Genomic DNA, 1353 nt, shown 5'->3' with positions numbered 1-1353 from the left:
TGTCCAACGGAGTCGCCATCCCGAAGATCGGGTTCGGCACCTGGCAGATCCCCGACGGCCCCGAGGCCTACGACGCGACGACCGTCGCACTCGAGACCGACCGCGACAACTCCTGCACACTCGCGGAACCGCGATCGGAGGAGTCCGGCGAGAAGCCAGGACTTGTCGCACTCGACGTCGAGTGCGACGACTTCTGCGCACGCGCGAACGGAGGCGGCGCAGGACGCGCCGAGACGACGGAGGCCGCCGCACTCGAGCTCGAGTGCGACGGCCTCCGGACCGTCAGGAGCAGGCGCCCGCGGGTCAGGACTCCGTGTCGACGAGCGAGTCGAGGTGCGCGAGGTCCTCGGACGAGATCTCGAAGTCGACGTCGGCGTTCTCGACGATGCGCGAGGGCGTCGTCGACTTCGGCAGCGGCAGCACGTCCTTCTCGAGCAGGTAGCGGATGCAGAGCTGCGCCACCGACTTGTCGTACTTCGCGGCGATCTCGCCGATGTCGGAGTTGTCGAGCAGGCCGCCCGTCGCGAGGGGCGAGTACCCCTCGACGAGGATGCCGTGCTCCTTGCAGTAGGCGGTCGTCTCGTCCTGGGTGTTGCCGACGAACCAGCGGATCTGGTTGGCGTGCGGCACCACGTCGGTCGCCGCGATCAGCGACTCCAGATCGGCCACCTGGAAGTTCGAGACGCCGATGGCGCGCGAGCGACCGGCCTCGAGGATCTCCTCCATCGCCTTCCACGCCGCGATGTTGCCCTCGCGGTGGTCGGAGCCCATGTCCTGCCAGGGCCACGGGGCGTGGATGAGGTACAGGTCGATGTGGTCGAGCTCGAGCGCCGCCATGGTGGTCTCGAAGCTCGCCTTCGCGCCCTCGTAGTCCTTCACCTCGGCCGGGAGCTTGGTGGTGATGAACACCTCGTCGCGCGGGACGCCGCTGTCGCGCAGGGCCCGGGCGACGCTCGCCTCGTTGCCGTAGGCGCGGGCGGTGTCGATGTGGCGGTAGCCGGCCTCGAGCGCGGCGGTCGTCGCGTCGTAGGCCTCGGGGCCGTCGGGGATCTGCCAGGTGCCGAACCCGATCTTCGGGATGGCGACTCCGTTGGACAGCGTGAACGTGTCGGTCAGGGCGGGCATGACTCTCCTCTGCATCGGTCTTCTCCGCGGGCCGCCACCGGCGGCGCCGCTCCTTCCACGCTAGGCCGGGCCTCCGGCTCGCGCGGGTCCCTTGCGCTTGGCGCCTCCGGTGCTACGCGGCCGTCGCGCTCCCCGCCGCCGACCCCGCAGAAGTCGCAGGTCCCGCGCTCGAGCACCGCGACTTCTGCGGACTCGCGAGCCGGCACCACCGGCCCGCGAGTCCGCAGA

1 protein-coding gene is annotated in these 1353 nt (G+C 70.4%); it reads right to left on the bottom strand.

Annotated elements, in window-relative coordinates; all coding sequences use genetic code 11:
* Positions 1-303: 303 nt before the first annotated feature.
* Complete coding sequence (locus C5D09_RS16995; protein WP_104269830.1) at positions 304-1125, bottom strand: aldo/keto reductase; 822 nt, start codon at positions 1123-1125, stop codon at positions 304-306.
* Positions 1126-1353 lie beyond the last annotated feature (228 nt).

Source organism: Rathayibacter sp. AY1C9, from assembly GCF_002932315.1.
Classification (GTDB): domain Bacteria; phylum Actinomycetota; class Actinomycetes; order Actinomycetales; family Microbacteriaceae; genus Rathayibacter.
Note: the sequence above shows the minus strand (reverse complement) of the source record. Positions and strands in the feature narration are given on the sequence as shown.

What these genes read in the sequence shown, in the direction of transcription:
- C5D09_RS16995 (WP_104269830.1), bottom strand. Translation starts at nt 1,125, where the DNA reads ATGCCCGCCCTGACCGACACGTTCACGCTGTCCAACGGAGTCGCCATC.